We start from the raw sequence: 22,302 nt of genomic DNA, 5'->3' as shown, positions 1-22,302 counted from the left end.
CGAGGACCACGTACCCTCCAGCTGCCCGTCTCGGCACGCATCTCGGCTCTGGATGATCGCCCGGTTCAGTGCCACGCTTCCGACAGGCGCCGCGTGACTACCGAGCTGAAAATGCGCACGCCGCGCGTCGAGCCGGGATCGATGCCGGTGAGCTCCCGCACCCGGCGAAGGCGATAGTCCAGGGTGCGGGGGTGGACGTTGAGGGCTGCCGCCGTGGCGCCGCGGTGCATGTCGTGGCGATAGTACGCGTCAAGCGTGACAAGAAGGTCCGGACCGGGCTGCAGGCTCCGGCCCACGGCGTGGAGCCATTCGTCGACGAACGGCGCGTCTGCAACGGCGAGTTCGACGAACACGTCCGACACGGTGTGCGGCCGCAGCCGAGCGGACGCCCGTCGCAGCGGCGCCGCCCTGCTGATCCGCCGGGCCAGGTCGAGGGCGTCGGCAACCTCGGACAGTGGTGAGGTGGCGGTGCCGGCGGCGCAGGGGCGACCGAGAGCCTGGGCGAAGTCCCGTACGAGATCGGATACGAGGTCGGGCAAGAGGTCGGGTACGGAGTGCGGCTGTACGGTCTCGGCTGTACTGGGCCCCAGAGACGCCTGGGGCGTGGGGGGATGCAAGGGAATCAGGGCAATCACCTCACCGCTCCTGCTTCCACTGCCCGGGCACCACGTGATCGGCGCGTGGTGCGTTTTCACCAGCGCCTCGATCTCGCTTTCCAGGTCGCGATCGCCGACGGGACGGTCCGGCACCCGGATCACCGTCACTGCGCAGCGCTCGGGCAGTTCCATGCCCAGTGCAGAAGCGAGTTCCGCCGATATGGGGTCTCCGTTCAGCAACGACCTGGCCAGCAGGGCGGCCTGCTCGACGTACGGCAGACGGTGTCGCAGCGCCGTCACGAATCCCTGACTGTAGGCACGGATACCGCGTTCTCCCTGCGGGGCGAACCAGCTCATCATCCGCATGAGTTCGTCGACGCCGACGCCGCGCTGAGCTTCGGTCGCTTCGTTGATCTCGCGCAGCATGAGTGAGGTGTGCAGCCGCAGGACCCGCTGCCGTGCATCCAGCGACATCCCCGCTGCGGCCCGCAACTCTCCGATCGCCGCGATGTAGCCGAGGTCGTCGTCGCTCAATTCGCTGTTGTCCGGGGACAGTTCGACCGTACGGCGCCGCAACCACAACGCGTACTCCAGTGTCTCGGCCCGCGCCTGGGAGTTCGTGTCCAGGAATCCGAACTCCGGAATCTCGCGCGCGTACGCCTCGACCTCCCTGCGCGCGTTGGCCGACGCCTGCCGGGCCAACTCGGCGAAGAAGCTCCCCATGGGCGCGAGCATGCCATTCCGGTCGAAGCAGCCGACAGGGGAAATCCGGACGGCATTTATCACTCTGCGCACATCGGAGACGACCGCGTCTGGGGCACTTTGTCACAGTGCGCAAAATCCCTGGATCGGGGCATTCCCATCGCCTGTTCCACTTGTGGAGACACTGTGAACTGGCCTTAATGGGAACCGCGTACCAGCCCGTGGGGGAACACCACAGCAATCATTCCGGCCACCACTCCGGATCAGCGCGGGAATCGGTACGGGAATCTCTCATCTGCGCGCCACTCAATGGTGCTTGTTCAAACGGGAGGGAAACACCGATGAAAGCAGGAACGAGAAAGAGAATCGCGGCGGCGGTAGCGGTCATGGCCACGTCGACAGCGCTCATGCTGAGCGCGCCGGGCAGTGGCTCGGCCGCTCCCGCCGCCACTCCCAGCCTGCGCGCGTTCGGGATCACAGGTGACGGCACCCAGATGGCCACGTTCACCACCGACCGGCCGAACGTGCTCGACTGGGTCAGGGACGTCATCGGGCTCAGTGGCGACACGGCTCTGATCGGCATCGACTTCCGGGTGCAGAACGGCCTGATGTACGGCGTCGGCAACAAGGGCGGCATCTACACGATCAAGACCCCGCCGGCCACCGCGGACGTCGAGATCACCAAGGTGTCCCAGCTCCAGTACACGCTGACCGGCACGAACTTCGGCGTCGACTTCAACCCGGCCGCGGACCGGCTGCGCGTGATCAGCGACAACGGCCAGAACCTGCGGCACAACCTCAACGACCACACGACCATCCAGGACCTGAACCTCACCACCCCGCCGATCGAGGGCACGACCAAGGGCGTCTCCGCCGCCGCCTACACGAACAACGACCTCAATGGGGCCACCGGGACCACGCTGTTCGACATCAACACGACCAGCGACCAGGTCGTCATCCAGTCCCCGGCCAACAACGGCACGCTGGCGCCGACCGGCAGCCTCGGCATCGACGCGCAGATCAACGCCGGCATGGACATCTTCAGCACCCTGTCGGGCGGCAAGACGGTCAGCAACGCCGCCTTCGCCACTCTCACCGCCTCCGGCGCCGACAGGCCCTCCCTCTACAGCATCAACGTCTTCACCGGCGAGGCCACGCTCGTGTCCGACGCCCTCAGGTCCAAGTTCCCCCTGAACATCACGGACCTGGCCATCTCCCTTACCGGGAGCTGAGCCCCTCCCGCAGGTCATTTACTCGCCGCAGCCCGGCTGCTCCCGGGCTGCGGCGAGCCCGAAACGTGGTCCTTCGGGCACACCCTGTCGCGGCCATTCCTGCTCGGGCTGCCCTGGACAGCACACCTGGCACATGGCCTCGACCACGCCGCGACGGCCGCCGGCCTCGCGAACCTGCCCGGATCAGGGGACAACCACCGTTCGCGAGTGCCGGCCGGTAGTGGCGTGCGCGGGGAGCTGCCAGCCCGTCTGCCATCGACCCGGCCAGAGCCGAGCAGACGCGGCTCAGGGCGTCAAGGTCGTTCGTACAGTGGCGCGCTCCACGGGAGCGTTGTCGTTCCTGCCTGAACCGACGTGTGGCCTCAAGTACAACAGTCACTATCCGACCAGCCGATTTCTCCGCTCCGCCCGTGCAGTAGCCTCCCCTCGGAGGGTGCCATGTCCGCGTGGATCATGTTGGGTTCCGGCTGCTTTCTCGTAGTTCTGGGCGTGTTGACCGTAAACAGCCGGGGAACTACGGCGTCTGCGCAGGCACCGAGGGCCGGTTGGGGCTGGATGGCGATGGGCGCCGGCTTCGTTTTGGACGGAGGACCCAAACTCCTCGGAGTCTCGTCCGGAGCGGCGATGGTTCTTTCCACCGTAGCTCTGGGACTCGTCGTGCTTGGTGCGGCGCTTCAGATCCGGGGTGGAGCGTTCGCTAAGGCTCGTCGTGCCGGCGACGGCGACTGAGCGGAGCCCTCACTCCCTATTTGGGCGACCGTCACGTGGCCCTCCAATGTCCAAGCGCCATAGTGCTGGTTCAGGTGCAACCCCTCGGTCAATGTCTGTGGAGAGGCCTGACGGCAGCCTTTGACGGCACCGAGGATGCACGTTGCCGCACCGCGAGAGGCGTCCATGGACCCGGCCTGCGGGCCGCCCACGGAGTCGGCCCCGACACCGCGGCCCAGCTCCTGGTCACCGCTGGCGGCAACCCCGAACGCATGCGGAGCGAAGCTTCCTTTGCCGCCCCCTGCGGCGCCGCACCGGTCCCCGCCTCCAGCGGCCGGACAAACCGGCACCACCTCTCACGAGGCGGCGACCGGGCAGCCAACGCCGCCCTCTACCGCATCGCCCTGGTCCGTATGTCCAGCGACTCACGCACCCGCGAATACGTGGCACGACAGACCGCCGCCGGCCGGACGAAGAAGGAGATCATCCGGCTCCTGAAGCGAGCCATCGCCCGGGAGATGTTCCGCTGCCTGACCACCACCGTCGCCGTCCCCGGCATCGCTGACCTGCGGCCTCTGCGCCAGTCCAAGAACATCACGCTCACCGCGGCCGCCCGGCACTTCGAGGTTTGGCCGGCCACCATCTCCACCCTCGAACGAGGAATCCGCCGAGACGACGACCTCGCACACGCCTACCGCGACTGGCTCCACGCAGCCTGACCGTTCGACGCGAACACTTCACTCATAGACAGTGGCGGCCTGAAGCGCTCTGGCCAGGAAGGTCCAGTCCCCGCCTTCCGGGAGCTCCTTCCCGACGTTCTGGTACCAGCCCGGCGAGTGGAGCCATTCGTCGACGAACACCGCTCGCATCCTGGTCTGGGACGCGGACCCCGGCGCGGCCGGCACCGGCCGCTACCGGTTGCCCGAGCTGCCCCGCGACGTGGTGCTGAGCACCCAGACCCCGTCCTCCCGACAGCTTCGGCACGCCGCGCTCGCCCGCGAGCTGGCGGGTCGTGACGATGCCGACCCGGCGCGCCTGGCCCGGCATCTGCGCGCGGCGGGCCCCATGGCCCCGCCCGCGGGCCCCGCCCGGCGCGGCCGTTCCGTCCTGGGACAGGGGCACTGACCTCCCTTCTTCTCGTTCTTCCCTTCTCCTTCTTCCCTTCTCGCCGAACCGAGCGAGGACACACTCACTTCAGGAGTCTGTGATGAGCACCAAGATGAGCACCAAGACGGGCCCACAGAGATATCCCGGCGCAAGCCGGGCGAACTGGCACCAGGACGACTTCGGCGGTGACCCGATGCAGGTCAACGTGGTCGTCCTGCACACCACGGAGGGTCCCACCCTCCCCGGCTACGGCGGCGGCTCCTCCGCACCGAACCTGACGGCGGTCCCCGACCTCGCCGCCAAGAAACTGAAGTGGTACCAGCACTTCGACATAGAGACCTCCTCCAGAGCGTTGGTCAATCTGCGCGGCGGCGTCGAGACGAACACCATGAACGTGTGCCAGGTCGAGCTGGTCGGCACCTGCGACCCGAAGACCCACGGGAAGTGGAAGGCCGCAGGCCACGCGCACGTCTCTTGGCCGGATCGCCCGACTGGGCACTGCAGGGCATCGCCCGCTTCCTGGCCTGGATGCACGAGGAACACGGCGTACCGCTGTCCGGCCCGAAGACGTGGCCCGCCTACCCCACGTCGTACGGGAACGGCGGCGGCCAGCGGCTGACGGGCGCGCGATGGACGGACTTCGAGGGCGTCTGCGGGCACATGCACGTGCCCGAGAACGTCCATGGCGACCCCGGCGCGATCGACTTCGCCAGGATCATCAAGTACGCGAAGGCCGACCTGGACGTGGGCGACGACACCCCGGAGACGACCACACCGGCCAAGCCGAAGGTCCCCGCGTTCCCGGGGCGCAAGTACTTCGTGGCCGGGGCCTCGAACGCGTACGTCCTGCAGCTCGGCAAGCAGTTGGTGAAGCGCGGCTTCGGCGACCACTACAAGGTCGGACCGAGCAGGACCTGGGGCGAGGCGGACCGGCTGAACGTGCGGGACTTCCAGAAGTCACGGAAGGAACTGCGCGGCGACGCCGACGGCAACCCCGGACCGCTGACCTGGCGCCTGCTGTTCTCCTGAAACCACGACGTGCGTTGAGAGGAATCAGCGCCACCTTCTCCGAGGACTGCCCGGCACGGACCATGGTGTCTTTGAGCGTGGCACCGGAGCACATGCCGGGCGGCGAAGACGCAGGACCTCTCGGCCGTCTGCTCGGTTGGCTCAGGCGTTGGGACGCTTGCCGTGATTGGCCTTCTTCTTCTTACGGCCGCGCCGCTTGCTCCCTCGCTTGGACATGATGCACATCTCCCTAAGTCGGGACTTTCCATGCCTTCGCCAGTCTAGATTCGGCCCGGGATGTCCGCATCAGCCGTGCCGCGGCCGGCCTTAGCGGGCCGGTGCGTCACCAGGTGAGGGCGTCGGCCATCGTCGATTGCCAGTACGAGACTCCGATCGAGTCATCGACGTACACGCCCTTTGCGGGGAGCGACGGATGCGCGGCGCTCGCGCCCTTGCCGACGTAGACCGTGAGGGACTTGGCCGTGAAGCCGTTGGAGCCGCTGCCGTCCGCGGCCGCGAGACGGACGCTCGCATAGCCCGACTCGCCAGGGGCCAGCGTGACCACCGCCTGCGGCTTGGAGTCCTCGAAGGCCGGCGGGACGGACTGGGCCTCGTCGAATTGGACGGCCGGGTAGTCGGTGAGGTCGCAGTTCTTCGAGCCGGTGTTGGTGACGGTGAGGAGGAGGTGGTTCAGGGGGCGGGAGACCACGGTGGCGGTCATCCGGGTGGAGGTGCTGGAGCAGGCGGTGTGGACGGACGCCGAGTCGTTCGAGCCCGAGGAGCCCGTCGTGCCCGAGGAGCCCGAGGAGCCTGTCGTGCCGCTTGAACCGGCTGCGCCGCCTGTCCGGCCCTTGGAGGCTGAGCCCTTGGAGGCCGAGTCGGCGGGGCGGGCTTGGCCCGCCCCCGTGGACGTTCCCCCGTCCGCCGTGGGCGACGACGTGGACGTGGATCCCGCAGACGCTCCCTCGTCGCGGACGCCCTCGCCGTTGTTGCACGCCGCCAGCGTCAGCGTGGCGACCGTGATCGCGGCAGCGCCGAGCATGCGGGTGCGGTGGGTCCGTGCGGACATGTGATCCCCCTGGTGCGGTACGGGTGTTGGCACGGGCCGCTCGACCGGGTGCCGGGAGCGGCGTGCTTGGATGGTCCGAGCTTGTGCGGCGATCCGTCCCGGCCGCAACGACTGCCAGGACATCCGGAACGCTGGAACGCTTGCAGTAGCTCTGACCTGGGGGAATGACCCCTCCCTGGAATGGGGGGACGGGACGTGAGGGGATGGAGGAACGGTGGCGGGGGACGAGTTCTCGGAGCTGTTGGGCCAGTTGAAGGAGCGGTCCGGGCTCAGTTACGGGGTGCTCGGGAAGCGGCTGCACACGAGTGCGTCCACGCTTCACCGGTACGTCAACGGGGGCGCCGTACCGACGGACTACGCGCCCGTGGAACGGTTCGCGCGGGTATGCAAGGCGACGCCCGAGGAACTGGTGGAACTGCACCGGCGGTGGGTTCTCGTGGATGCCCTGCGGGGGCAGAAGGCGGGCGGGGCCTCAGCTGAGGAGGAGCCGCAGGCGCAGGCAGCGGCGGAGGCCGTGACCGGAGCGGCGGCGGGATCCCGGGCAGCAGCGGGGTCCGACGCGGCAGCCGAAGCCGTTGCCGAGGTCGAGGTCGAGGTCGAGCGGGGGAACCTGGCGGAGGCTCCCGTGGCGCGGCGGCGGCGTACCGTCATCTTCGCCGGTGCCGCGGTGGCCGCCGCCGTCATGTCGGCCGCGATCGTGGTGAACCTTGTGCCCGGCAAGAGCGATGACGGCCAGGGCGGGAGGCAGTCCGTGGGGGCCGCCTCCGCCTCCGAGTCCGTCGATGAAAGTCCAGGCGCCTCCGAGTCGACCGACGCCAAGGGCAAGTCGGCCTCGCCGTCCGCCTCGCGCAGCGCCAGTTCTCCGGCTTCCGCCTCCGCTTCCGCCTCCGCCTCGCGGCGCGGTGGGGCCGGAGCGGCTCCAGGCGGTGGTTCCGAGGACGGGGCCTCCGCGCCCACCGTCGCCGTCAATCCGTACAAGTGGGAGGGGCCGTGCAGCCAGCACTACCTGGTCGACCGGAAGCCCGAGCAGGTGCCTCCGCCGCCGGGTGAGCCGGACGCTCGCGGGTGGGTCACCGCGCTCGGCGGCGTCGCCGGCGGGCAGCAGATGCTCGCGCTGACCGTGCAGGGCACCGGGAAGGCCACCGTCGTCCTGGAAGACCTGCACGTGCGGGTGGTGGAGAAGAGCGCGCCGCTCGCCTGGAACGACTTCGCGATGGGCGTCGGATGCGGTGGTGGCGTGGAGACGACGTCGTTCGGTGTGAACCTCGATGCCGGGCGGCCCGCGACCTCCCCCAAGGCCGGGCAGCGCGACTTCCCGTACAAGGTGAGCGAGTCCGATCCCGAGGTCTTCTACGTCTTCGCGGACGCGCGGGCGCACCATGTGAGCTGGTACTTGGAGCTGGACTGGTCCAGTGGCGACAAACAGGGCACCGTACGTGTCGACGACAACGGCAAGCCCTTCCGGACGAGTGGGAACGTGGGGCGGCCCGCGTACAACTATCCGCTGGGTGACTCCGAGTGGGGGCGGGACGAGTGGGATCCCAACATTCCCGGCTGAGTTGGTCCGGTCCCCGGGGATCGACACCACAGAAGGCATCCGGCGCGGGTCCAGACCGGTGGGCCGGTGGGCCGGTGGGCCGGTGGGTAAGCAAAGGCCCATCAGCCACTGTCGCCTAGCGACCTTCCCGGTCAGCATCCGGCCCGCCGCAACAACCGATGTGCGCTACCCAAGCACGAATCAAGGGCCTGCTCTCCAGGAGTGCGGCATTGAAGCGATGCCGGCCGTCGAGCAGCCCATAGGAACCGCGCTCGTCAGGCGTCGTATGCGCCAGTACGACCGGTGGCAGCAAGGCATCTCGACGCAACGCCGCACTCAGTTCTTTGACCTTCAGCCACCCGGAGTGATCATCTGGATCGTCGATCACCTGATATCGATCTATCTCGGCGACCGTTACGACCTCTGAGCGCCAGCATGCGAGATCCTCCGTTGCGAGGTATTCCTCCTCCAGCACATTCAGAGCGTCACCATAATCTTTACACCGCTCCTCGGAATCCAGATCACGAAGCGTTTTCCAGGAATCCATGACATCTGGCCTTTCGCTTCCACGCCGCCGCCGCGCGCATTCAACTCCCTGCTGACCCGCGCCGCCAAGGACACCGCCCCCGACGCCTGGCGCCGCGGCGTCGCCTTCATGCTCGACGGCCTGCGCACCGAAGCCGCCCACCCGCTGCCCACCGGCCCGCTGACCTCGCGGCAGCTGTACCGGATGGGCAACCTCACCGGCACGCCGTAACGAGACCGGCCGCGAGACGGGTGTGATTGTCCGGGGACGACTCAACCGCCCCGGGTGGCCCGCTCCGGGGGCAAAGCGCCGGTGATGGCGGTCCGGTCGTCGCACCGCTTGCTGAGGCTGATGATGGGAGTACGGCCGAGCACGCGGAGCTGATCATGACGGGTTGGCTTGTCAGGGACTACTCCCAGGACGATCTCGAGGCGGTGGTCCGCGTCGACACGGAGAGCGGCACGACCGAAGAGCCGCCTCTCTTCCCGCTCTCGGACGTCGTGGCGGCCCTCCAAGCCCCTCATCCAGCCGTGGTGGCCATGGCGAATGACGTGGTGGTCGGAGCCGCGGTGAGCAGAGTGGAGGGCGACAGGGCGTGGATCCTTCGCATCTGCATGGCGCCCGCCTGGCGACGTCGGGGGCTGGGCAGTGCCCTCATCACAGCCATCGAGCACCGGCTCTTCGCCGGTGGCGTCCGTGCGGTGCACGCGGTCCTGCCCGAGGACGAGACCGGTGCCGCCGCTCTGCGCAACTGCGACTTCGGCGTCCGCTCCGGCCTGGTCTTCTTCGAAAAGCGCGGTTCGGTGACTCCTCAGGCGGTCAGCACACTGTCCTCGCTCGGCGCGGAGCTGCAACCCGGCGGGCTGTGGCAGAAAGTCGCGGGCATGCAAAGGGAGAAGCAGATCATCGAGCGCCGCCTGGTCCTGCCCTTGGCTCACCCCGAGCTGGCCGCCCAGCACGGAGTGGAGCTCCCGAGGGCCGTGATGTTGTTCGGTCCGCCCGGCACCGGCAAGAGCACGTTCGCGCACGCGCTGGCGAGCCGGCTGGGGTGGCCCTTTCTCGAACTGTTCCCCGCACGTCTCGCCGCCGAATACGGGCTGGCGTCCGGGCTGAGCCGACGCTTCGACGAGATCGCCCGGCTCGACCACGTCCTGGTCTTCATCGACGAGGTCGAGGAGGTCGCCGGCGAACGCAGCGGCGCGGACGCGACCGCCGTGGGTGTCGTGAACGAAGTGCTCAAGGCGATCGTCCGGTTCCGGAGCCAGGACGGGCGGCTGCTCGTCTGCGCCACGAACAACGTGACCACGCTCGACTCGGCCTTCCTGCGACACGGCCGCTTCGACTACGTGCTGCCCATCGGCCCTCCCGACCACAGCGCCAGGACCGCGCTGTGGGAGAGCTACCTGGCACGAGCGGGCGCCCAGGCCGACAGCGTGGCACTCGCGTCCGCCACCGAGGGGTTCACACCCGCCGACATCGCCCACGTGGCTCGTACTGTCTCCCAGGTCCATTTCGAGCGCACCTTCGACACCGGAACCCGGGCCCGCCCCACCACGGACGCCTACCTGGCCACGATCCGCGATACCCAGCCGACGGTCAGCAGCGCCATGGCCCGGGAGTTCGCCGACCAGACCGAGACGTTCGCCCGTCTCTAGGGTCGGACGTGCGTATGTGGCAACCGTACGGTCCGCGGGCGGACGGACAAGGGCTGATACGGTCTCTGCCCCGCCGGAGTCCGTTCGACCTCCCGGAGGAGTAGCGTGGGGTCGTCGAGAGCATTTCGCACACCGGCCTCCACGTTGGTGTCGTTCTCGGCGAGGGACGACACCGGGCCGGGCCCACTGAGGCGGCGGTTCCGAGACGGGTTCGCGCGATGTCCGCGATCACCGACCACACCCCGCTGCGGATGGTCCCCTTCAGGGTTCCGACCACCCGCCTCGCACTGAAGCCCATGAGCGCGTCCGCACGGAGTCTGGACGGCGCTTGGTGGCCCCGCTCGCGGGACCTGCCGGGCGAACTCTCCGCCCTGGCCGAAGTGCTGGATCCACTGTGGGGACGGATCACCCGGGTCGCCGTCAATCCTCGGTACTGGCCGGTCATCCCGCGCAAGGTGCTTGTCAACGGCCATGTGGTGAAGGTCGATTGGTTCGCACGAGAGCTGGACCCGCACAAGATCATGCTGCTGTCCCACACCGCCGGCCGCTGGGACCTGCTGGTGATACCGCCGGAGACCAGCGCCCCGGCCGCCGCCCGGCTGATGGCCGCCGCGAGCGAGAGCTCCGGCCTTCCTATGAACGTGACCGCGCTCATGACGGCGGAGAAAGCCCTCCACGACGGCCCGACGGCCGTCCGCCGGGCACAGGATCAGCGTCACGAGGAGGAGTGCGGGAGGGCGTGATCGTAGCTGCCCTGTGGTGCTCCTTCTCGACCGAGCATGAGCAGCTCGCAGGTCAGTGAGGACGATCAGATGTCGTCGCCTGCGGCGGCGGCCATGAGCGGCTCGGCTGTGTCCTCCGGAGTGTCGGGCGGTACGACCAACAGGTCCCAGCGCCCCTGGCCGGATGCGAGCAGGCAGACCGTGTGCGGGGCGGATGCCGCGGTGGTTCGGCGCAGTCGTACGACCTGGTTGAAGGCGAGCATCCGGCCGGGGGTTGCGGACCATGTCGCCCCGTTGACCGTGACGCTGCTGATCTGTCCCCACGCCTGCGGCAACCCGGCGAGCAGCCGCGGGAGTTCTTCGAGCAGCTCGTAGGAGCGGGGCCACCAGGCACCGTCGAGGCGGCGCGGTATGCCGCTGTGGGGTGCGAGACGCAGGCGGAGGAGGGGGTGGGAGGGAAGTGGGGCTTGCAGTGCTGTGGTCATGAGGGTTCCTGTCGGCAGGGCGAACGTGAGCAGCACAGCGCCTGGGAAGGCGCGGGCGATGGCGCGGATGTAGCGGTCGGCGAGCCGATCGGGCGCGTATCTGTCGGCAGGCGCGCGGTCGTTGCGGAACAGCCGGCCGATGACGTCACCCCTGGAAACTCATCGACCCGGCCACGGCGAGCGCGACGGCTGGACGGCGTTCGTCGGGACAGCCGTTGAAGGGGGTCTGGCCGTGGACTTGGTGGGACTGAGCGGCATGAGGAACTCCTTGACCTCGGTGCGGGTGGTGCGGCCGGGGTCACGGCTGCTCCTGGGCACAGGCGGGTGGCGTGCGTGCTGCGGAGGGGCGCGGTCAGGTGGTGTGGTTCGGATGCCTACGATCCGTCGGCAGCCCGCTGGTTTCGGGCGGGGGCCGGAACGAGCGCCAGGAGCACGAGGGATCCAGGGGCAGGTGCCGCAGGTGCAGGCGCTTGTCCGTGGCTTCGAGATCGCCGGAGGGGAGGACTTCGGCGGTCATGGGGCGGAACCTGCCTCGAGCACGGAAGCACCCGGTGTCGTGGAACCGCGAGGACGAGGCCGACCTGAGTACCGGCATACGAAAGGTCCTCGCGCCCTCCACCGTACTCCTGCCTGTCCCGAAAGGGCGCGGGCAGACGACGTCCTGCCCGCCGAGCAGGAGGAAGCGACCTCCCCGCATTACGGCATGACGTGCCAGCCGGGCGCCAAGGGCGAACACCGGCTCGCGCGCCATGACTTCCCCCGCTCAGCCCGTGTTCTCTGCGGTAACCCGGCGCCTCGCAAAGGTCCGTCGGGCCCCGGTCAGGAGTAACCTCGAGTTACCGAGAGCACTTCGCACACAGGCTTCGATGTTTGTGTCGTTCCCGGCGACTCACGACAGCCGGGTCGGTTCAAGCCGGCCCGGGGCAGGGTTCGCGTCATGACCGCAACCATGTTGGACAAGCCGGCGGTCGACGACCGGACCCCTTCTTCCTTGCCGCTCCGCCTCATGCTGGCGCCGGCCGACACCTCTCCCCCGCTGATCGACGGTGCGTGGTGGCCACGCTCCCGCGACCTGACGACGGAACTCCCGGCGCTCACCGCAGTACTCGACCCGCTGTGGGGGCGGATCACCCGCGTCACGGTGAACCCCACGTTCTGGCCGGTCGTCCCCCGGAGAGTGACCGTCCACGGGCATGTCGTGCGGGTCGGCTGGTTCACGGCCGAGCAGGACCCGCACAAGCTGCTGTTGCTCTCCTACACCGTCGGCCGCTGGGACCTGCTGGTGATCCCGCCGGACACCAATCCGGCGACAGCCGCCCGGCTGATGACCACTGCCACCGATCCGTCGTGCCACCTCACCGCGAGCGACCTGATCCGGGAGGCCGAGCTCTTCCGCACCGCGGTGGAGACCGACGGGGACTCGGCCCGGGAGCAGGTCTGGGACTCCGAAGGCGGGCACGAGGCCCCCGAACCGCCTCTCGCAGTCCGGTCGGGCCAGCCGTCGACCACATGACGGCTCAGAGCAGGCACCCGCCGTCTACGACGGCGTCATCCCGGCGCCATGCCCGTCGGCGGCACACCGCCGCAGGACGGCATCGAACCGCGCGACCGCGCGCTCAGCGACGCGACCGCCACCGAAGCCGGTGCCCTGCCGGGAGTTCGGCAGGCGGAGTTCCCGGACGTCCGCAGCACAGGCCGGTCTGCCCACCCCGTACCCGCATCACCCTCATTCTCGTCGGGCTCGTCGGGCCGACGGATCCCGCCCGGTCCCGGTGGCGAGGAGAAGCTGTTCCGCCCCGGTGATGTTGTCGGCCCGGACGGCCTGGGCCATCGTGGCGCGCGCGGCCTCGGGTGTCGCGTGCGGTGGCACCACCAGCATGGAGAAGAGGTCCCCGTCTCCTCGCGTGATCAGAATGGTGTCGTCACCGACCGGAAAAGAGTCGATGTGCACGACGCGGTCGTCGACGACGATCCGTGTCGGAAGCGTGTCCCAGGCCACGGTGTCCAGCCCGACGCGCGTGATCGGCCCGAGGTGCTCGGTGAGCGCGCTCAGCAGGTCGGGCAGCTCGGCGCCGATGTCGCGTGACCGTGGCCACCACGCGCCGTCGAGGACGCCTTCGCGTGACTGCGTCGTCTCCAGCCGGAGGAGAGCGCACCCCGGCTTCACGGCCTCATGAATGCCACTGGGCAGTTGCCGGCGGCCAGGGGATGTGTCGGAGTCGGCCATGAGGGGGACCGCCCGTCTTCGAGGTGGTGTGTGCGCGAACACCCCATTCGCACGTCCCACGCTACTCCGCGGGCCGGCGGCACTCACCGGCATCGTGACCGTCGGTGTCGGGTTCGGGCACGGATCACGGGAGCGGGCATAGGCTTCAGGGGAGGCCGTAGGTGACGGGCGGCTGCAATCCGTACGGCGGACATGTCCAGCCGCGATCTTCTTCGTTCCCGTCGCCGCGACTCGCAGGAGTACGCATGAATGATGAGCCTTTGCCCTCCGCGGGCCACGCCGAGGTCGGCATCGTCGCGGCGTCGCCGGAGGTCGCCCGGCGCGTCGCCGAAGTGCTTCGCCGCTGCTTCGACTCGAGCGAGCAGCGCAGCTACCCCGCCGGCAACGAAGGAGGGACCCGCCTCCACCTCACCATCGACACCACCACCGCCGCGGGGCCCGCACGGTCCTGGCTGGCGACCAGCGAATCGGCCTTCGAGAACCACACGCACGCTGACGAGGTGTGACCGGACCGTGAGAGCCCACGACGCCACGCCACCACGTCCGCCCCCTCGCCGGTGCCCACGCCCCGGAGAATGACAGCCATGGCGACACTCCGTGAACGCAAGACCTACCGGAAAGCGGTCCTGAGATCCCTGTACGGGGCATTCGAACGCAATCGCCCGGACGTCAGAGGCTTGACACTCCGCGACGAGCTCGGCCTGGCCGAAGAGGACCTCTCCGCGGCCTGCGCCTACCTGGCCGGCGAGGGGCTGATCACCGTCGAGTGGACATCGCACAAGACTCCCGCCACCGTCTCGCTGACCCATGAGGGCATCCGCTTCATGGAGCAGGAGGAAGAGCAGGAACAGTGGGAGGCACACGGTCAGGGTGACTGACTGGTCGCCCGTGTCCTGGCTGAGGGCCGTCGTCCCTGGGTCGCGACGGCTCAGCGGGTGAGCTGCTGGTGTCCTATGACGGAGAGCAGTTCGAGCTTTCCCTGGCTTTCCGTGCCGGGGCGGGCGGTCATGACCACCAGGGTCTGGGCGCGGTTCTCGGTGAACAGGACCTGGGCGTCCACGTCGATGCGGCCGAGGTCGGGGTGGACGATGGTCTTCGTGTCCCCGTAGCGCTGGGCTGCCTCAACGCAGCCGTCGACCACTGGACCGACTCCGACGGCCGACGCGAACTCGTCGCCCTCCTCGACGAAGCCTTCGCCGCGCTCGCGCCACGCTGAACTCGCCGCCGACCAGGCCCGTTCTCAAGGTGCAGCCGACGAGTCGACGCACTCGGTGGTTGTCCCGTGTCACCGAAGGCTGAGCGGCATCGCCACCTCCGCCGTGACATCGTGGTGCCATGTCCATCGAGGTTCGCCCGGCTTCGGTCTTCGAAGACGTCCGTACCCTGGTCGGCCCGAAGTCGCCTGGAGCCAACGTCTGCTGGTGCCTGAGCTACCGGATCCCGCCCAAGCTCAACAACGAGCTTCGGGGGCCGGCCCGCGGTGAGTACGTTGCCGAGCTGTGCCGTACGGGGCCCCCGCCGGGGGTGCTCGCCTACGACGGCGACGAGCCCGTCGGCTGGGCGGCCGTGGCGCCGCGTGCGGACACGTCCTTCGCGCGCAGTCGTAAGATCCCGAACGTCGACGACCTGCCGGTCTGGTCGCTGTGGTGCATCCGCGTACGCCCCGGCCATCGCAAGAGGGGCATCTCGCACGCCCTCATCGCCGGCGCGGTCGAGTTCGCCCGCAGCCACGGCGCACCGGCGATCGAGGCCTACCCCCTCGACAACGGGGAAGCCAAGGTCGACATGACGATGGCGTACGCCGGGATCCGGAAGAACTTCGAACGCGCCGGGTTCGTCCACGCCGCCGACACCACCTCGGTGCTGGCCGGTCATCCTCGGATCCTGATGCGGCTCGACCTGCGCTGACGGATCAGCCCCGAGCCTCGGCGGCCGGCGCCAGGTGCGGCGGCCACCGATGATCATCGCGTGCTGTGCGGACGAACGACGGCCGTGAGCGCCACAACATCGGGCGGGCCGAGTGCCGGAGCCGGAGGCACGGCATGATCAGGGGATCAGTGGCGGGGACGAAGAGAAGGGCGCGGGGCCGTGGGCGAGCAGGCGGAGATCTCGACGGCGAAGCAGGCGGCCGACAACGAACTGGTCCTCGCCTTCGGGCGGCTGCAGGGGGCGGCGAACCGGCTGGAGTACATCCTGGGGCGGGCCCTTGAAGAGGAGTGCGGCATCAGCCATCTCATGTTCGAGGTGCTGCTCATCCTGGGCCGGGCGGGTGAGCCCGGCCTGTCGATGCGGGCCATCGCCCAGGAACAGGTGCTGACCACCGGCGGTGCCACGCGGCTGGTGGATCGTATGGAGGCGGCCGGGCACGTCGAACGGAGCGAGGACCCCGGTGACCGGCGCGGGCGGCTGGTGCGCCTCACCCCGCAAGGGGAGGAGACCGCGGTCGCCGCGTCTCGGGTGCACGTGGAGAACATCCGCCGCTATTTCCTGGCCCCCCTGCCGGCCGAGGACCGGGAACGGTTCGCGGAGGACTTGCGCATCCTGAGCCATTCGGCGCGGGACATTCTCCCCCGTCTGCCCTGACCGAAAGGCTCCGAGCCGCGGTCGAGCACCGGCCTTGATCCAACGGCGTCCAATCGGCTTGATCCAACGCCATCCAACGGCAGCGGAGACAGGGGTGTGGCGGCCGTCACACCCGCCCAGGAATATCTGACGTGTCAGTTACTGTTTTGTCAGATGGTTCGCTCGCGCCGGGCGGACGTCACACCCATGTCGAGGTCCTCCATGAAGCTCACCTACGTCTTCGACGCCTACTGCGGCTGGTCCCATGGCTTCTCCGGGACGCTCCGCGAGGTCGTCTCCCGCCACCCCGAGCTGCCGGTGGAGGTGGTCTCCGGCGGCCTGTTCACCGGATCGCGCCGAGTGCCGATCCGCGAATTCGGCTACGTCCAAGGCGCGAACGCCAAGATCGCAGAGCTGACCGGTGCCGAGTTCGGCGACAGCTACGAGCGGCTGATCGCCGACGGCTCGTTCGTCATGGACTCCGAGGCCGCCGCCCGCGGTGTGGCCGTTCTGCGCCTGGCCGCCCCCGAGCGGGCGGCGGAACTGGCGATCGCCCTGCAGCGGGCCTTCTACGTCGGCGGCCGCAGCCTGTCCGACACGGCCACCTACCGGACGGTGGCCGAGGAAGCCGGGCTGGACGCCGACGCCGTACTCGCCGCCTTCAAGGCGCCCGAGGCGCAGGCCGCCGCCGATGCCGACCTCCGCCGCACGGCCGCACTGGGCGTCACCGGTTTCCCCACCCTCCTTGCGGTCGACGGCGAATCCGTCACCGTCCTGGCCCACGGCCACGCCACCGCCGACGAGATCGACCAGCGGCTGGCAGCCCTGACTGCCGACCACACCCACTGAGCCCCCCTCCCCCCAAGGAGCCCAGCATGAGCACCCTTTCCTTCCAGGTCCACGACCTCGACTTCCCCGCCGGGAGCAAGAACAAGACCGCCACCGTCGTCACCGGCGAGCAGGAGGCGCTGCTGGTCGACGCCGGCTTCACCCGTGCCGACGGCCATCGCCTGGCTGCCGAGGTCCTCGACTCGGGCAAGAAGCTGACGACCGTGGTCGTCAGCCACGGCGACCCGGACTTCTACTTCGGTGCCGAAGTGATCGCCGACGCCTTCCCCGACGCGCAGTTCGTGGCCACCCCGATCGTCATCGAGCACATCCAGCACTCCTACGAGGGCAAGCTCAAGGCGTGGGAGGCCCTCGGCCCGAACCTGCCCACCCGCCTGGTCGAACTCACCCCGCTGACCGGCGACCTCACCCTCGAAGGCCACCGCTTCGAACTCAAGGGCGGCCCCGCCGGACTGCCCGACCGCCATTACCTCTGGCAGGCCGAGCACCGCGCCCTCCTCGGCGGCGTCCTGCTCTTCCAGCAGGAGCACGTGTGGGTCGCCGACACCCCCGCCCCCGCCGACCGCTCCGCCTGGATCAGGCTCCTGGACGAGATGGCCGCCCTCGACCCGCAGCTGGTCGTCCCCGGCCACCGCCTGCCGGACACTCCCGCGGACGCCTCCGCCATCACCGCCACCCGCGACTACCTGCTCGCCTTCGAGGAGGAGCTCGGCAAGGCCGCCGACGGCGCCGCGCTGACCGATGCCCTCGTCAAGCGCTACCCCGACAACGGCATGCTGATCGCCGCCCAGATCGGCGCGAAGGTCGCCAAGGGCGAGATGAAGTGGGGCTGACCCCCATGGCCAACACCGAATTCAGCGGGTCCACGGCTCCTGCGGATGTCGTACGCCGCCAGTACCTCGCCTCCGCGGCGCGCGACCTGGAAGCCCTGCGCGCCACCCTCGCCCCCGACGTGGAGTGGACCGAGATGGCCGGCTTCCCCCTCGCCGGCACCTACCGCACCCCTGACGGGGTCACGGCCAACGTGATGGAGAAGCTCGGCCACGACTGGGACGACTGGATCGCCCACGACGACAACTACGTCGTCGACGGCGAGAACGTCGTCGTCCTCGCCCGCTACACGGCCGTCAACAAGGCCACCGGCAAGCCGATCGACGTTCGCGTCGCCCACCACTTCGTCGTACGCGGCGGGCTCATCGTGCGCTTCGAGCAGTACGTCGACACGGCGCTCGTCCGCGAGGCCATGACCGACTGACCCGACCGCACCACGGCCGTACGCCGCCGCGCACCACGCGCCGCGGCGTACGGCACCCTACGCAGGGAGCGGGCGGTCGCTGACCACGTGCTTCATCACCATGGTCGAGGTCAAGCGCTGCACGCCCGGCAGGGTGGACCGGGAGGTCGTGCACACACCCGGACCTCGCCTCCCCTGCACCGGCTCGCCGATCTCTCCCCGCGCATGCTGCTGCCCGCGCCGCGGCAGGCCACGCGCGGGGAAACGGCACGCGCAGGGTCTCCGCCGCGACGGGCGTGTGCTGCGGTCCGGCTGCCACAACGCCAGGTGGCCGGGCGTGTGTGGCGGTGGCGGTCGCTTCGGGCCCGTCGAGGGCGAGGTTCACCCAGCCGACGTCGTAGTCCGACAGTGCGCCGGCAGGAGCGGAAGCCGGGGAACCGACGTGCCCCCCGGGGCAGCGCCACCTCCGCCTTTACGCTGGTGACAGGCGCAGCACCGTGCCCTCGCCGTTGGCCGAGAGGACAAGGGATCCGTCCGGGGCCACGGCGAGGCCCGCGAACTGGCCCGCCATGCCGGGCCCTCCGTGCGCGAACAGCGCGGGCTCGGCACGGCGGATGATCCCCGGGGGTACGCCGACTGCCAGGTCTTCGGCGTCGATCCTGCACTCCCCCGTGGTCAGGGACACCGCCCACAGCCTCCGTTGCTCGGTGTCCACGGTGAACAGTTCGTCGCCGCGGACGGCCAGGCCCTGTGGGGCGCCGAGACCCTCCGCGACGGGCACCGCCTCTCCGTCGTCGATCCGCAGCACCGCCCCGCGCCGGTCGTCGCTGACGTAACAGCGCTGCTCGGCGTCGAAGGCCACGTCCACGGGGTGTTCGAGTCCTTCGGCGAGCACGGTGACGGTGTCGCCCTCGTCAATGGCGATGATGCGGCCGGCGCCGGTCTCGGCGACCACGAGCGCGCCGTCCGTCCGCACCGCGAGGCCCAAGGGCTGACGGAGCCCGGTCGCCCTGACCCGCGTGGTCCCGCGCTCGGGGTCGTAGGTCTGGACGTTGCCGAACTGCGAGGTGACGTGCAGGAGTCCGCCGTCGGCGGTGATGCCGTGGGTGAAGATCAGCAGCGCCTCCGTGGTCACGCCGCCCGGCTCGCCCCCGTCGGAGTCCTCCGAGCGATCCTTCGAGCGCTCCTCCGGGCGCACCACTCGGTAGTGGTCGGCCGCGTACACCGTGCCGCCGAGGTCGATCGTCACCCCATAAGGGCCGTCGAGGCCACGGGGCACGATCTGCCGGGTACGTCCGTCGGAATGCATCTCCGTGATGCCGCCGCTCGCGAAGCTGGAGACGAACATACGGTTCTCCGCGTCGAACGCGGCGTTGTCCAGCCCCACGACACCGCTGGTGACGAGCGACCGGGATCCGGTGCCGTGGAGGTCGATGCGGGTCACGAAGCCTTCCGGGCCCCGCGACAGCACGTTCAGGACGCCGCCCTTGTCGAAACGGACCGCGACCGGGTCGTGTACGTCCTCGGCGACCACCTCCGGCACACCGCCCTCGGGGGGAATGCGCCAGACCTGATTGCTGATCATGTGCGGGTAGTACAGGTAGCCGTCCGGGCCGAGCTGCATCGCGTTGCCGAAGGCCAGCCCGTCGGTGAGAACGACGGGGTCACCGCCCTCCGGGAACAGTTCGAGCAGGCGGCCGTTCATCTTCATCTCGTTGACGAAGAGCCGGTCGCCGATACAGGTGATGCCGTTGGGCACCTTCACCTCGTCGGAGACCAGGGTGTACTCGCCCTGGGGGCTGCGGCGCCACACCCGGCCGGGGACCAGGTCGGCGATGTACATCGAGCCGTCCGCCCCGAAGGCGAGGTCGTCCGGTGACTGGACCGGGCCGTCCATCGGCACGACCACCTCCACGTCCCCGCCCGCCGGGTCCACGGCGCTGATCTGCCCGGCGAGGAACTGCGCGACGTACAGCCGCCCGTCGGGTCCGAACGCGACGCCGTTGGAACCCCACAGCGGGTTGGGCGGGTTGAGCCTCCTGGTGTCCCACCGCTCGCTCGTGGGCTGTCGGCGTCCCGTGTCGTCGAATCGGCTGGGTCGCACGGTCACTTCCTGTCCGTGGTGTGGTGGCTGTGGCGTGGTGACTGCGGCGGGCTCGCGTGGTCGGTCGTCATTCGGCGATGACCTCGCTCATGCCTCCGTCCGCGCGCCAGCGCCTGAGCAACTCGTAGAACGCGACCGGTCCGTCGCCGTACGACTCGCTGCGCTGTCTGGGCATGCCCTCGCCGTTGTAGTAGCCGGGGGTGCACTCGGCCTGGAACTTGTGCAGGTCGGCCGCCTTTTCCCGGATCGTGGCCACCCAGGCGGCCTCGGCCTCGGCCGTCGGCTCCACGTACCGGGCCCGACGCCGGCGCGCCTCGGCGACGACCTCGGCGACGTGGGTCGCCTGTTCGTCGAGGACGTGGACGTAGTTCACGGAACTGGCGCTCTGTATCGAGCCGAGCATCAACAGGTTGGGGAAACCCTGGCTGTAGAACCCGTGGAGCGTCCTCGGGCCGGTCTTCCAGGAGTCCAGCAGGGTGACGCCGTCCCTGCCGTACGCGGGGAGTTGCCCGGACAGCAGCCCGGAAACGCCGACTTCGAAGCCGGTCCCGAAGATGACGCAGTCGACCTCGTACTCGACCCCGCCGACCACGACGGCGTGTTCGGTGATGCGCTCCACACCCCCGTGGTCAGCGGTGTTCACCAGCGTGACGTCGGGCCGGTTGAACGTGTCCAGGTACGAGTCGCTGAACGTGGGCCGCTTGCACATGTAGCGGTACCAGGGTTTGAGCGCCTCGGCGGTCGCCGGGTCCTCGACGACGGCCTCCACCCGGGCCCGGAGCTCGTTCATCTTCTGGAAGTCGGCGATCTCTTCCAGACGTTCCCGCTCCTCGGGCGTGACGTCCGCGTAGTTGTTGCTCGGGACGAGCTTCTGTTGCAGGCGGGCACTGCTGGTCCAGCCGTCGGCCACCAGGTCCTCGTCCGCCCGGCCACCCGTCACGACCGCGAGGAAGTTGTCCCTGCGGCGCCGCTGCCAGCCAGGCGTCAGCGACTTGGCCCACTCCGGATCCGTGGGGCGCTGTCCGCGCACGTCCACCGAGGACGGGGTGCGCTGGAACACGTACAGGTGCTGCGCGTCCCGCCCGAGATGCGGTACGACCTGGATGGCGGTCGCCCCCGTGCCGATGAGGGCCACGCGTTTGTCGGCGAGCTTGTCGAGGCCGCCGTTCGCGTCACCGCCGGTGTAGCCGTAGTCCCAGCGGCTCGTGTGGAACGTGTGCCCCTTGAAGGTCTCGATCCCCGGGATCCCGGGCAGTTTGGGCTGGCTGAGCAATCCGGTCGCCACCACGACGTAGCGCGCGCTCATGCGGTCGCCGCGATCGGTACCGATGACCCACGCGAACTTGGTCTCGTCCCAGCGGAGTTCGGTCACCTGCGTCTGTAAGCAGGCATCGCGGTAGAGATCGAAGTGCTTCGCGATCGCCTGTGAATGCTGTCTGATCTCCTCGCCCGGCGCGTACTTCCACTTCGGGATGTAGCCGACTTCTTCGAGCAGTGGCATGTAGACGTACGACTCGATGTCGCAGTGAATTCCTGGGTACCGGTTCCAGTACCAGGTTCCGCCGAAGTCCCCGCCCTTCTCGATGATCCGGATCTCCCGCAATCCCGCCTGGCGCAGGCGGGCGCCGGCCAGCAGGCCGCCGAATCCACCGCCGATGACCACGACCTCGACATGGTCGTTCAAGGGCTCCCGGGTGAACCCGGGCTCGGCATGGGGGTCCGCGTCGAAGTGGCCGAACTCGCCGGTGGTACGCCGGTATTGACGATTGCCGTCAGGACGGATCCGCCGGTCACGCTCGGCCCGGTACCGCTCGCGCAGGGCATCCAGGTCCAGGCCCGGGTCCAGGCCCGGGTCCTGGTCCTGGTCCTGGTCCTGGTCCGAGCCCAGGTCCTGTGGATCGGGACGATTCGGTTCAGACAAAGTGTGGGGGGTGGACATGTGTGTGTCCCCTTTCTCTGAGGCAGGCGTGGTTCTCGAC

At 69.3% G+C, this 22,302-nt stretch carries 25 protein-coding genes and 2 pseudogenes; 15 read left to right on the top strand and 12 right to left on the bottom strand.

All coding sequences use genetic code 11. The features are described from left to right. Window positions 1-65: 65 nt before the first annotated feature. Window positions 66-1,319 (bottom strand): PucR family transcriptional regulator, encoded by a 1,254-nt coding sequence (locus FE633_RS07250; protein WP_171059845.1) that lies wholly within the window; start codon window positions 1,317-1,319, stop codon window positions 66-68. A 365-nt stretch (window positions 1,320-1,684) separates the two neighbouring features. Between FE633_RS07250 and FE633_RS07245 the strand changes: the two genes are divergently transcribed. Further along, complete coding sequence (locus FE633_RS07245) at window positions 1,685-2,530, top strand: DUF4394 domain-containing protein (RefSeq protein ID WP_171059844.1); 846 nt, start codon at window positions 1,685-1,687, stop codon at window positions 2,528-2,530. A gap of 899 nt (window positions 2,531-3,429) precedes the next feature. After that, window positions 3,430-3,771 (top strand): annotated as a pseudogene (locus FE633_RS47720) (transposase); the annotation flags it as partial. A 204-nt stretch (window positions 3,772-3,975) separates the two neighbouring features. On the opposite strand, the gene FE633_RS49160 reads toward FE633_RS47720, so the two are convergent. Next, window positions 3,976-4,098: a hypothetical protein gene (locus FE633_RS49160; RefSeq protein WP_281291137.1), complete on the bottom strand. Its 123-nt coding sequence runs from the start codon at window positions 4,096-4,098 to the stop codon at window positions 3,976-3,978. Between the two features lie 58 nt (window positions 4,099-4,156). Between FE633_RS49160 and FE633_RS07235 the strand changes: the two genes are divergently transcribed. Together FE633_RS07235 and FE633_RS49440 are read left to right on the top strand one after the other, a co-directional pair. Beyond that, the gene (locus tag FE633_RS07235; protein WP_212747176.1) at window positions 4,157-4,363 is read left to right on the top strand and encodes a hypothetical protein; all 207 of its coding nucleotides are present in this window, start codon (window positions 4,157-4,159) and stop codon (window positions 4,361-4,363) included. Window positions 4,364-4,819: 456 nt separating this feature from the next. Then, window positions 4,820-5,374 (top strand): peptidoglycan-binding protein, encoded by a 555-nt coding sequence (locus tag FE633_RS49440; protein ID WP_342791159.1) that lies wholly within the window; start codon window positions 4,820-4,822, stop codon window positions 5,372-5,374. A gap of 141 nt (window positions 5,375-5,515) precedes the next feature. On the opposite strand, the gene FE633_RS49700 is transcribed toward FE633_RS49440, so the two are convergent. Together FE633_RS49700 and FE633_RS07220 are read right to left on the bottom strand one after the other, a co-directional pair. Then, window positions 5,516-5,590, bottom strand: a complete 75-nt coding sequence (locus FE633_RS49700; protein WP_138044330.1) for a 50S ribosomal protein bL37 — start codon at window positions 5,588-5,590, stop codon at window positions 5,516-5,518. Between the two features lie 106 nt (window positions 5,591-5,696). After that, complete coding sequence (locus FE633_RS07220) at window positions 5,697-6,422, bottom strand: DUF4232 domain-containing protein (protein WP_138044250.1); 726 nt, start codon at window positions 6,420-6,422, stop codon at window positions 5,697-5,699. A gap of 214 nt (window positions 6,423-6,636) precedes the next feature. Between FE633_RS07220 and FE633_RS07215 the strand changes: the two genes are divergently transcribed. Continuing rightward, the gene (locus FE633_RS07215) at window positions 6,637-7,980 is read left to right on the top strand and encodes a helix-turn-helix domain-containing protein (protein ID WP_138044249.1); all 1,344 of its coding nucleotides are present in this window, start codon (window positions 6,637-6,639) and stop codon (window positions 7,978-7,980) included. Window positions 7,981-8,095: 115 nt separating this feature from the next. On the opposite strand, the gene FE633_RS07210 is transcribed toward FE633_RS07215, so the two are convergent. Beyond that, window positions 8,096-8,506 (bottom strand): ParB N-terminal domain-containing protein, encoded by a 411-nt coding sequence (locus FE633_RS07210; protein ID WP_138044248.1) that lies wholly within the window; start codon window positions 8,504-8,506, stop codon window positions 8,096-8,098. 365 nt (window positions 8,507-8,871) lie between these two features. Between FE633_RS07210 and FE633_RS07200 the strand changes: the two genes are divergently transcribed. Together FE633_RS07200 and FE633_RS07195 are read left to right on the top strand one after the other, a co-directional pair. Beyond that, window positions 8,872-10,140 carry an ATP-binding protein gene (locus FE633_RS07200; protein ID WP_138044247.1) on the top strand — a complete coding sequence of 423 codons (1,269 nt, stop codon included), beginning with the start codon at window positions 8,872-8,874 and terminating at the stop codon, window positions 10,138-10,140. A gap of 218 nt (window positions 10,141-10,358) precedes the next feature. Continuing rightward, window positions 10,359-10,883 carry a DUF5994 family protein gene (locus FE633_RS07195; protein ID WP_138044246.1) on the top strand — a complete coding sequence of 175 codons (525 nt, stop codon included), beginning with the start codon at window positions 10,359-10,361 and terminating at the stop codon, window positions 10,881-10,883. Between the two features lie 65 nt (window positions 10,884-10,948). On the opposite strand, the gene FE633_RS07190 is transcribed toward FE633_RS07195, so the two are convergent. Next, window positions 10,949-11,347 carry a DUF5994 family protein gene (locus FE633_RS07190; RefSeq protein ID WP_138044245.1) on the bottom strand — a complete coding sequence of 133 codons (399 nt, stop codon included), beginning with the start codon at window positions 11,345-11,347 and terminating at the stop codon, window positions 10,949-10,951. Between the two features lie 352 nt (window positions 11,348-11,699). Continuing rightward, window positions 11,700-11,864, bottom strand: a complete 165-nt coding sequence (locus tag FE633_RS47050) for a hypothetical protein (RefSeq protein ID WP_171059843.1) — start codon at window positions 11,862-11,864, stop codon at window positions 11,700-11,702. Window positions 11,865-12,284: 420 nt separating this feature from the next. Here FE633_RS47050 and FE633_RS07180 point away from each other — a divergent pair, with 420 nt between their 5' ends. Continuing rightward, window positions 12,285-12,860 carry a DUF5994 family protein gene (locus FE633_RS07180; RefSeq protein WP_138044244.1) on the top strand — a complete coding sequence of 192 codons (576 nt, stop codon included), beginning with the start codon at window positions 12,285-12,287 and terminating at the stop codon, window positions 12,858-12,860. A gap of 213 nt (window positions 12,861-13,073) precedes the next feature. Here FE633_RS07180 and FE633_RS07170 read toward each other — a convergent pair whose 3' ends face one another. Continuing rightward, complete coding sequence (locus FE633_RS07170; protein ID WP_138044243.1) at window positions 13,074-13,574, bottom strand: DUF5994 family protein; 501 nt, start codon at window positions 13,572-13,574, stop codon at window positions 13,074-13,076. Window positions 13,575-13,819: 245 nt separating this feature from the next. Between FE633_RS07170 and FE633_RS07165 the strand changes: the two genes are divergently transcribed. Then, complete coding sequence (locus FE633_RS07165) at window positions 13,820-14,080, top strand: hypothetical protein (RefSeq protein ID WP_138044242.1); 261 nt, start codon at window positions 13,820-13,822, stop codon at window positions 14,078-14,080. 78 nt (window positions 14,081-14,158) lie between these two features. Further along, complete coding sequence (locus FE633_RS07160) at window positions 14,159-14,452, top strand: hypothetical protein (protein WP_138044241.1); 294 nt, start codon at window positions 14,159-14,161, stop codon at window positions 14,450-14,452. A 50-nt stretch (window positions 14,453-14,502) separates the two neighbouring features. Here FE633_RS07160 and FE633_RS07155 read toward each other — a convergent pair whose 3' ends face one another. After that, window positions 14,503-14,715, bottom strand: coding sequence for an MmyB family transcriptional regulator (locus tag FE633_RS07155; protein WP_246113475.1), 213 nt, complete (start codon window positions 14,713-14,715; stop codon window positions 14,503-14,505). Window positions 14,716-14,909: 194 nt separating this feature from the next. Between FE633_RS07155 and FE633_RS07145 the strand changes: the two genes are divergently transcribed. From FE633_RS07145 to FE633_RS07125, 5 genes are all read left to right on the top strand, one after another. After that, the gene (locus FE633_RS07145; protein ID WP_138044240.1) at window positions 14,910-15,482 is read left to right on the top strand and encodes a GNAT family N-acetyltransferase; all 573 of its coding nucleotides are present in this window, start codon (window positions 14,910-14,912) and stop codon (window positions 15,480-15,482) included. Window positions 15,483-15,662: 180 nt separating this feature from the next. Further along, window positions 15,663-16,157, top strand: coding sequence for a MarR family winged helix-turn-helix transcriptional regulator (locus FE633_RS07140; protein ID WP_138044239.1), 495 nt, complete (start codon window positions 15,663-15,665; stop codon window positions 16,155-16,157). Between the two features lie 201 nt (window positions 16,158-16,358). Then, complete coding sequence (locus FE633_RS07135) at window positions 16,359-16,985, top strand: DsbA family protein (RefSeq protein WP_138044329.1); 627 nt, start codon at window positions 16,359-16,361, stop codon at window positions 16,983-16,985. 26 nt (window positions 16,986-17,011) lie between these two features. Continuing rightward, a complete protein-coding gene (locus FE633_RS07130) occupies window positions 17,012-17,818 on the top strand; it encodes an MBL fold metallo-hydrolase (RefSeq protein WP_138044238.1) in 807 nt (268 codons plus the stop codon). A gap of 5 nt (window positions 17,819-17,823) precedes the next feature. Beyond that, window positions 17,824-18,240 carry a nuclear transport factor 2 family protein gene (locus tag FE633_RS07125; protein WP_138044237.1) on the top strand — a complete coding sequence of 139 codons (417 nt, stop codon included), beginning with the start codon at window positions 17,824-17,826 and terminating at the stop codon, window positions 18,238-18,240. A 57-nt stretch (window positions 18,241-18,297) separates the two neighbouring features. Here the strand turns inward: FE633_RS07125 and FE633_RS49435 are convergent. From FE633_RS49435 to FE633_RS07110, 3 genes and pseudogenes are all read right to left on the bottom strand, one after another. Beyond that, window positions 18,298-18,378: pseudogene (locus FE633_RS49435) on the bottom strand (Lrp/AsnC family transcriptional regulator); the annotation flags it as partial. Window positions 18,379-18,691: 313 nt separating this feature from the next. After that, window positions 18,692-20,323 (bottom strand): SMP-30/gluconolactonase/LRE family protein, encoded by a 1,632-nt coding sequence (locus FE633_RS07115; protein WP_246113474.1) that lies wholly within the window; start codon window positions 20,321-20,323, stop codon window positions 18,692-18,694. A gap of 67 nt (window positions 20,324-20,390) precedes the next feature. After that, on the bottom strand, window positions 20,391-22,262 hold the full coding sequence (locus FE633_RS07110) for a flavin-containing monooxygenase (protein WP_138044235.1): 1,872 nt from the start codon (window positions 22,260-22,262) through the stop codon (window positions 20,391-20,393). Window positions 22,263-22,302 lie beyond the last annotated feature (40 nt).

The organism is Streptomyces montanus (genome assembly GCF_005786655.1).
Lineage (GTDB): Bacteria > Actinomycetota > Actinomycetes > Streptomycetales > Streptomycetaceae > Streptomyces > Streptomyces sporangiiformans.
The sequence above is the reverse complement of the archived record's forward strand: the minus strand, read 5'-3'. Positions and strand labels throughout refer to the sequence as shown.

Excerpts from the sequence above, each read along its gene's own strand:
- FE633_RS07135 (WP_138044329.1), top strand. The coding sequence starts at position 16,359 with ATGAAGCTCACCTACGTCTTCGACGCCTACTGCGGCTGGTCCCATGGC.
- FE633_RS07220 (WP_138044250.1), bottom strand. The coding sequence starts at position 6,422 with ATGTCCGCACGGACCCACCGCACCCGCATGCTCGGCGCTGCCGCGATC.
- FE633_RS07145 (WP_138044240.1), top strand. The coding sequence starts at position 14,910 with ATGTCCATCGAGGTTCGCCCGGCTTCGGTCTTCGAAGACGTCCGTACC.
- FE633_RS07250 (WP_171059845.1), bottom strand. The coding sequence starts at position 1,319 with ATGGGGAGCTTCTTCGCCGAGTTGGCCCGGCAGGCGTCGGCCAACGCG.
- FE633_RS07170 (WP_138044243.1), bottom strand. The coding sequence starts at position 13,574 with ATGGCCGACTCCGACACATCCCCTGGCCGCCGGCAACTGCCCAGTGGC.
- FE633_RS07245 (WP_171059844.1), top strand. The coding sequence starts at position 1,685 with ATGGCCACGTCGACAGCGCTCATGCTGAGCGCGCCGGGCAGTGGCTCG.
- FE633_RS07165 (WP_138044242.1), top strand. The coding sequence starts at position 13,820 with ATGAATGATGAGCCTTTGCCCTCCGCGGGCCACGCCGAGGTCGGCATC.
- FE633_RS07160 (WP_138044241.1), top strand. The coding sequence starts at position 14,159 with ATGGCGACACTCCGTGAACGCAAGACCTACCGGAAAGCGGTCCTGAGA.
- FE633_RS47050 (WP_171059843.1), bottom strand. The coding sequence starts at position 11,864 with ATGACCGCCGAAGTCCTCCCCTCCGGCGATCTCGAAGCCACGGACAAG.
- FE633_RS07125 (WP_138044237.1), top strand. The coding sequence starts at position 17,824 with ATGGCCAACACCGAATTCAGCGGGTCCACGGCTCCTGCGGATGTCGTA.
- FE633_RS07110 (WP_138044235.1), bottom strand. The coding sequence starts at position 22,262 with ATGTCCACCCCCCACACTTTGTCTGAACCGAATCGTCCCGATCCACAG.
- FE633_RS07130 (WP_138044238.1), top strand. The coding sequence starts at position 17,012 with ATGAGCACCCTTTCCTTCCAGGTCCACGACCTCGACTTCCCCGCCGGG.
- FE633_RS07210 (WP_138044248.1), bottom strand. The coding sequence starts at position 8,506 with ATGGATTCCTGGAAAACGCTTCGTGATCTGGATTCCGAGGAGCGGTGT.
- FE633_RS07195 (WP_138044246.1), top strand. The coding sequence starts at position 10,359 with ATGTCCGCGATCACCGACCACACCCCGCTGCGGATGGTCCCCTTCAGG.
- FE633_RS07180 (WP_138044244.1), top strand. The coding sequence starts at position 12,285 with ATGACCGCAACCATGTTGGACAAGCCGGCGGTCGACGACCGGACCCCT.
- FE633_RS07200 (WP_138044247.1), top strand. The coding sequence starts at position 8,872 with ATGACGGGTTGGCTTGTCAGGGACTACTCCCAGGACGATCTCGAGGCG.
- FE633_RS07190 (WP_138044245.1), bottom strand. The coding sequence starts at position 11,347 with ATGACCACAGCACTGCAAGCCCCACTTCCCTCCCACCCCCTCCTCCGC.